This is a genomic window from Mesorhizobium sp. M5C.F.Ca.IN.020.32.2.1, from assembly GCF_004023105.1.
Classification (GTDB): domain Bacteria; phylum Pseudomonadota; class Alphaproteobacteria; order Rhizobiales; family Rhizobiaceae; genus Mesorhizobium; species Mesorhizobium wenxiniae.
In genome coordinates this window covers 1-6402 of record NZ_RZSX01000334.1, presented here as the reverse complement: position 1 = coordinate 6402, position 6402 = coordinate 1, and the positions used below count along the sequence as shown (strand labels likewise).

The 6402-nt window shown below is 61.3% G+C and carries 7 protein-coding genes; 5 read left to right on the top strand and 2 right to left on the bottom strand.

Annotated features, from left to right (window positions below):
- Positions 1-1189, bottom strand: a 1189-nt coding sequence (locus EOA86_RS17745) for a HAMP domain-containing sensor histidine kinase (protein ID WP_164891803.1), incomplete at its 3' end; no start/stop codon positions are given.
- 304 nt (positions 1190-1493) lie between these two features.
- On the opposite strand from EOA86_RS17745, the gene rpmH reads away from it, so the two are divergent.
- The 5 genes from rpmH (at position 1494) to yihA (ending at position 5386) form a co-directional block, all read left to right on the top strand.
- Positions 1494-1628 carry a 50S ribosomal protein L34 gene (gene rpmH, locus EOA86_RS17735; protein WP_008833937.1) on the top strand — a complete coding sequence of 45 codons (135 nt, stop codon included), beginning with the start codon at positions 1494-1496 and terminating at the stop codon, positions 1626-1628.
- Between the two features lie 16 nt (positions 1629-1644).
- A complete protein-coding gene (rnpA, locus tag EOA86_RS17730) occupies positions 1645-1998 on the top strand; it encodes a ribonuclease P protein component (RefSeq protein ID WP_095517502.1) in 354 nt (117 codons plus the stop codon).
- A gap of 13 nt (positions 1999-2011) precedes the next feature.
- Positions 2012-3835: a membrane protein insertase YidC gene (yidC, locus tag EOA86_RS17725; protein WP_128342834.1), complete on the top strand. Its 1824-nt coding sequence runs from the start codon at positions 2012-2014 to the stop codon at positions 3833-3835.
- Positions 3836-4091: 256 nt separating this feature from the next.
- Positions 4092-4730: a CatB-related O-acetyltransferase gene (locus tag EOA86_RS17720; protein WP_128342832.1), complete on the top strand. Its 639-nt coding sequence runs from the start codon at positions 4092-4094 to the stop codon at positions 4728-4730.
- The gene (gene yihA, locus EOA86_RS17715; protein ID WP_128342831.1) at positions 4727-5386 is read left to right on the top strand and encodes a ribosome biogenesis GTP-binding protein YihA/YsxC; all 660 of its coding nucleotides are present in this window, start codon (positions 4727-4729) and stop codon (positions 5384-5386) included. Before EOA86_RS17720 ends, yihA begins: the two co-directional genes overlap by 4 nt.
- A 100-nt stretch (positions 5387-5486) precedes the next feature.
- Here yihA and EOA86_RS17710 read toward each other — a convergent pair whose 3' ends face one another.
- Complete coding sequence (locus EOA86_RS17710; RefSeq protein ID WP_127212416.1) at positions 5487-6206, bottom strand: TetR/AcrR family transcriptional regulator; 720 nt, start codon at positions 6204-6206, stop codon at positions 5487-5489.
- Positions 6207-6402 lie beyond the last annotated feature (196 nt).

Sequence of the window (6402 nt, the reverse complement as noted above, 5' to 3'; positions counted from 1 at the left end):
CCACCGCACTTTCCGCGTCCGCCGCCATCGCCTGCACGGCGTTGCGGCAAAGATTGGTGAGCACGCGAAAAAGCTGATCGGAATCGGCATCCACCTCGAAAGCCAGATCGACGGCATTGACAAATTCGATGCCGCCTTCGGTGTCGAGCAGGCCGTGGACGTCGTCGACCAGTTGGCGCAGCCTAAGCCTGCGGCGCGAGGGCGGCGGCTCTTGGGTGCGGCCATAGGCGAGCACACCTTCCGAATAGGACACGGCACGATCGAGCGCCCGCAGCAGTTTCGGCGCGAAGGCCTGCACGGTCGGGTCCTTGACCTGGCGCAGACGATCCGACATCAGCTGCGCCGACGCCAGGATGTTGCGCATATCATGGTTGATCTTCGACACGGCGAGGCCAAGGTCGGCGAGATGCTTCTGCTCGGAGAGCATCTTTTGCAGCCGCTCCTGCATCTGCGAGAGCTCGCGCTCTGCAACGCCGATCTCGTCGGCGCGGGCAGCAGGGCGGATGATCCGCCCGGGGTCGTCCGGCGCCTCGGAGAAGGCCAGCATCGAGCGCGTCATCGTCCGGATCGGGCCGATCATGATCAGGTCTATTGCGGCATAGACCAGCATGGCGGTGAACAGCGAGATCAGCAGCGAGACGAAGGCGACGTTGCGCGAATAGATGAGCATGGCATCGCGCAGGCTGTAGTCGGGCATGATCAACTCGAATTCCTTGTCGCTGTCGCCGACCGGGCCGAAAACGCGCAGCATCCGCTCGCCGCCGAAAAACAGCGTGTCCAAAGCGCCGGTCATGCCCTCGACCAGGCCGACATTGGCGATGTCGATATGCTCATCGACGTGCGGCGGCATCTCAGCCACGACCAGAAGCCGCGAGACGCCGCCGTCGCGCACGGCGATCGCCTTGGCGCCGATCGCCATCAGCACGTCGTTCTGGGCGGCGCGGGACAGCGAGGCGGGCTCTCCCTGCACCAACACGATCGAGACGGCCGCAGCGGTGCTCAGCCTCTCCTTCAGCCAACTCAGCCGGTAGCTGGCGATCCAGGGCAGAAAGATAAGGACCTCGGCCAGGAGCACGAAGACGATGGTGAGCAGCAGGAGCTTTGTCGACAATCCACGCGACAAAGGCACCCTCCGGGCGGCCGCGGTCGCCCGATCGGTCCTTTCCTCCGCGGATGGGATTTCACTCATGCTGCTTTTCTTCACGATCGCTTGATCAAACGAGATTAGGCCATTGCGGCTTTTTTGCCAATTTCATCCTTCGTCCCAATACGGGATGATACCGCCAAGACTTCGACCACCACACCTCAGCCGATCGGCTGAGGTGCCGGATGTCGGCGCCGGATTGACTTCCAAAACCCTTCTTTCTATAAGCCCGCTCACGCTCGGGCCATTCGTTCCGGCGCGGTTTCGATCGCGCCAAAGCCGGCCCGGCAAAGCTCCTGTTACAGAGTGACAGAATCAAGAAGGGCCGCACCCCGCGGTATTAAAACAAATGAAGCGTACTTACCAACCGTCCAAACTCGTCCGCAAACGCCGGCACGGTTTTCGTGCCCGCATGGCCACCAAGGGTGGTCGTGGCGTCGTCGCAGCCCGCCGCAACCGCGGTCGCAAGCGGCTCAGCGCCTGAACGGAAGACGAGATCGTTGCCCGCAACCGGCAAGCCAGTGGGAGCACATCCCAAGCGGCTTCTGAAACGCGCGGAATTCCTGGCTGTCCGGCGTGGCGAGAAGCGCCGCGGGCGGCTTTTTCTCGTCGAGGTTCTGGGCCGCAGCGACGCAGAGGCGCCTCGCGTCGGCTATACGGTCACCAAGAAGGTCGGCAATGCAGTCGTCCGCAACCGCATCCGGCGGCGGCTGAGAGAAGCCGTGCGCACGCATGCCGCGGGTGACATGGAGCCTGGCAATGACTATGTCATCGTCGGGCGCGAAGATGTGCTTACCATTCCGTTCGGCCAGTTGAAGGCCGAACTCTCCCGCAGACTGCGCGGAACACGATAGGCCAAGGCTTTCGATGGAAAACAACCGGAACTTCTTCATCACCATCGCGCTGTCGGTGCTGATCCTGTCGCTTTGGCAGTATTTTTACGTGATGCCTTACAGCGAGGCGCAACGCGAGGCGGCCCGTATACAAGAGCAGCGGATTGCGGAGCAGAAGAAGGCGGCCGAAGGCGCCAGTCCGGGCAGCAGCGAAACGCCGGTGCCGCAGCAAGGCGCGATTCCTAATGCACCCAATGCACCGGGGACCGATGGCGCGACGCCTGCCGGCCGCGAGCAGGCGCTGGCGTCGACGAAGCGCGTCAGGATCGACACGCCGAGCCTGGAGGGCTCGATCAATCTCACCGGCGCCCGTCTGGACGACCTCAAGCTCAAGCACTACACGCTGACGGTCGACAAAAACTCGCCCGAGATCGAACTGCTCAACCCGGCAGCGTTGCCCACTGGCTACTATGCCGAGATCGGATTTGTCGGCAGCGACAAGACCGGCACGGTGCCGGGCCCGGAAACCGTGTGGACCGTCGATGGCAATGCGACGCTGACGCCGGCGACCCCGGTTACGCTGAGCTTCACCAACGACAAGGGCCTGACCTTCAAGCGCACCTTCTCCGTCGACAGCGACTATATGTTCACGGTCTCGGACACGGTGCAGAATTCAGGCTCAACCCCAGTCACCCTGTCGAATTACGGCCGCGTCACCCGCTTCGACAAGCCTGCCGTTGCCAGCATCTATGTGCTGCATGAAGGGCTGATCGGCGTCACCGGCACGGAAGGCCTGCAGGAACACAAATACGCGGCCGTCGAGGAGGACAAGCAGTACACGCCGGGCAAGTCGACCGATGGCTGGCTGGGCATCACCGACAAATACTGGGCGGTGACGCTGGTGCCGACCGAGAAGCAGCCGTTCCAGCCGCGTTACGCTTATTTCGAGGACGGCCGCCCGCGCTACCAAGCCGACTTCCTCACCGACCCGATCACCGTTGGTGCCGGCCAGTCGGCGACGGTCGAGACCGAAATCTTCGCCGGCGCCAAGGAAGTCGCCAAAGTCAACGCCTATGCGGAACATCGCCATATCAGGCTGTTCGACCGTTTGATCGACTGGGGATGGTTCATCTGGATCACCAAGCCGATGTTCTACCTGATCGACACTATGTACAAATTCTTCGGCAATTTCGGCCTGGCGATCCTGGCCACCACCGTCGTCGTCAAGGCCGTCTTCTATCCGCTCGCCAACAAGTCCTACGCGTCGATGGCGAACATGAAGAAGGTGCAGCCCAAGATGCTCGAGATCCGCGAGAAATACGCGGACGATAAGATGAAGCAGCAACAGGCGATGATGGAGCTCTACAAAACCGAGAAGATCAATCCGCTCGCCGGCTGCTGGCCGGTGGCGCTGCAGATTCCGGTCTTCTTCGCGCTCTACAAGGTGCTCTACATCACCATCGAGATGCGACACGCACCGTTCTTCGGCTGGATCCAGGATCTGGCGGCGCCCGACCCGACCTCGATCTTCAACCTGTTCGGCCTCATTCCGATCGCTCTGCCGGACATGTTGATGATCGGCGTTTGGCCGCTGATCATGGGCCTGACCATGTTCCTGCAGATGCGCATGAACCCGACGCCGCCGGACCCGACACAGGCCATGATCTTCACCTGGATGCCGGTGGTCTTCACGTTCATGATGGCCGGTTTTCCGGCCGGCCTCGTCATCTACTGGGCCTGGAACAATCTGCTTTCGATCATCCAGCAAGGCGTGATCATGAAGCGGCAGGGCGCCAAGATCGAATTGTGGGACAATCTGGTCGCGCTGTTCCGGAAGAAACCGTCGCCGGCGGAATAGAAGGCGCTCGCTTTTTGTGAATCCAGAAAAGCCCCGGACCGGGGCTTTTTTGTTGGGACGAGCCGAGCCGCCGGCGAGCGGCGAAACCCGTCGGCCCGGCGGTAGACGCCGCCGCGACACATCCCTATAAGCTCGCTGTCGTTTCAGGAGCGCTCCGTCGATGAACAGGTAAGGATGATCCGCTGCGCACGCGGTTGGCTGCCGGGCGGATCGCGCTATTTTGACCTTGCCTGTTTTTCGGCGATGGAGCCACACCATGATCGGACCCAACCCCAACATCAAGCACCCGATCCCGATGCATACCCGCGTCGGTTTCCTGAAGGGACTGGTCACGGCGCCGAACATCGAGATCGGCGACTTCACCTATTATGACGATCCGGACGGGCCGGACAAATTCGCCGAGCGGTGCGTGCTGCATCATTATCCATTCATCGGCGACCGGCTGATCATCGGCAAGTTCTGCGCCATCGCCGAGGGCGCGCGCTTCATCATGAACGGCGCCAATCATGCCATGTCCGGCTTTTCGACCTATCCGTTCAACATCTTCGGTCATGGCTGGGATGAGGGTTTCGACCCGGCTACCTGGTCGAAGGAATTGCGCGGCGACACAGTGCTCGGCAATGATGTATGGATCGGCATGGAAGCGGCGATCCTGCCCGGCGTGACGATCGGCCATGGCGCCATCGTTGCGGCAAAATCGGTGGTGACGCATGACGTGCCACCCTATGCGATCGTCGCCGGCAATGCGGCCAAGGTGGTGAAGATGCGGTTCGACGACAGGACCATCTGGCGGCTTTTGGCGGCGGCGTGGTGGGATTGGCCGGTGGAAAAGATCAGCCGCAACCTCAATGCCATTCGTGGCGCCGATATTTCTCTTCTGGAGGCAGCGGTTTGAACGCGTTGAACAAGACCGTGATCGGCATCGAGCTGTTCACGCGGCCGTGGATCTTCATCCGCGGCGTGCCGGCAATGAAGTTCCTGCCGCCGGAGGGGCCGCCGGAGATCGCCTTTGCCGGCCGCTCGAATGTTGGCAAATCGTCGCTGATCAACGCCCTGGTCAATCAGAAGGGGCTGGCGCGCACGTCCAACACGCCGGGGCGGACGCAGGAACTCAATTATTTTGTTCCGGGTGGATTTTCCGGCGAAGGCGCCGACCTGCCGCCGATGGCGCTGATCGACATGCCGGGCTACGGCTACGCCACCGCGCCCAAGGAGAAGGTCGACGACTGGACGAAACTCGTCTTCGACTATCTCAAGGGCCGGGTCACGCTGAAGCGGGTCTATGTGCTTATCGACGCCCGCCATGGCATCAAGTCCAGGGATGACGAAGTGCTGTCGCTGCTCGACAAGGCGGCCGTCTCCTACCAGATCGTGCTGACCAAGACCGACAAGATCAAGGCGGCCGGCGTGCCGCGATTGATCGAAGAGACACTGCGCAAGATCAAGAAGCGGCCGGCCGCGTTTCCGTTCGTTCTCGCCACGTCGTCGGAAAAGAGCGAGGGCCTTGAGGAATTGCGCGTGGCGATCGTGCTGGCGGCCAATGGCGGCTAATGCATGTCGCGCAAAAGTGTGCAGCGGTTTTGCGATAACGACATGCATAAAACAACAACCTACAGCGCGTCGCGTGGGGCCGGTCAAACGCGACGCGCTTTTAGGACTTTGCCTCTAGTGCTATCGTCTTGGTGCTTTCTTCCGTAGCAAGCCTTTCAGTGCCGTAAGCCTTCAGGAACATGCCGACGCCCGACCTGACGATGTGGTCGATCTCATCCGGGGTCGGCGCTTTGGTGCGGTAGGCGAATATGCACTGGCGGAAGAGACCTGCCAGGCACAGTTCGGTGAACTGATAGGCGGCAAGGTCGACATCGTCGATCTTGAGCAGGCCGCGCTCGACGGCGGCATTGAGAAAAACAACGACCTTGTCGTGGCCGCGTTTCGGGCCGCGTTCGTAAAAACGCGCGCCAAGTTCGGGAATCCTGTCGGACGCGCCGATTACCGTGCGCTGCGCCTGGATGACCTTGGCCGAAGTGATCTTGAGGGACAGCACCTTGCCGAACTTCACCAGCGTCTCGCGAAGGTCGTCGGCGCGGTCGAGCATATCGTACATGTTCTTGAAGATCGTGCCGCGCTCTTCCTCGATCAGCGCCTCGAACAGTTCTTCCTTGTTGGCGAAATAGACATAGATCGTGCCTTTGGAGACGCCGGCCTCACGGGTGATGTCGTTCATCGACGCCGCTTCGAAGCCCTTGTCGATGAAGACACGGCGCGCGCCCTCGATGATCTGGCTGCGCTTGACCGGGTCCTGTCCCGCCGCGGGGCGGCCGCGACGCAGGCCATCCAGCAGATCGCACTGGTCCTTGTCGGGTTCGGTCATAGTGTCACACCTCGAAAAATATTCGAACCGATCGGTTCGATCACCCTTGATATGGGCCGCTCTCCGCGCTAAGTCAACGTTCGCATCGAACCGAACGGTTCAGTCTTACTGATTGTTTCCAGAGAGATGCCCAGTTTCCAGAGAGATGCCAAGAGAGATCCCCATGTCCTCGAACGCGACCCCCACCGCCGAAGTC

Excerpts from the sequence above, each read along its gene's own strand:
- yidC (WP_128342834.1), top strand. The coding sequence starts at position 2,012 with ATGGAAAACAACCGGAACTTCTTCATCACCATCGCGCTGTCGGTGCTG.
- EOA86_RS17710 (WP_127212416.1), bottom strand. The coding sequence starts at position 6,206 with ATGACCGAACCCGACAAGGACCAGTGCGATCTGCTGGATGGCCTGCGT.
- rpmH (WP_008833937.1), top strand. The coding sequence starts at position 1,494 with ATGAAGCGTACTTACCAACCGTCCAAACTCGTCCGCAAACGCCGGCAC.
- EOA86_RS17720 (WP_128342832.1), top strand. The coding sequence starts at position 4,092 with ATGATCGGACCCAACCCCAACATCAAGCACCCGATCCCGATGCATACC.